Raw genomic sequence first — 239 nt, forward strand, 5'->3', positions numbered from 1 at the left:
GGGCAGGCCTCGCGCTGCTCGCTGCCGGGCTGTTCGGCGAACTCTGCTATCGCGCCTGGCGGCTCCCGCGCATTTCGGGCTACGCGATCGTTGGCCTGATCGCGGGCGCGGCGGGTTTTGGCGTCATCGACGTCGATACGGCCATGGCCGCGCGGCCGCTGCTCGATGTCGCGCTCGGTCTGCTGCTGTTCGAACTCGGCAGCCGTCTCGACCTGCGCTGGATCCGCCGCAATCCCTGG

General features: G+C 70.3%; 1 protein-coding gene. It reads left to right on the top strand.

Translation table 11 applies throughout. The features are described from left to right. Nucleotides 1–239, top strand: a 239-nt coding sequence (locus SB772_RS45230; protein WP_410839180.1) for a cation:proton antiporter, incomplete at both ends; no start/stop codon positions are given.

Origin of the sequence: Paraburkholderia sp. SIMBA_030 (assembly GCF_046535245.1) — a bacterium.
Classification (GTDB): domain Bacteria; phylum Pseudomonadota; class Gammaproteobacteria; order Burkholderiales; family Burkholderiaceae; genus Paraburkholderia.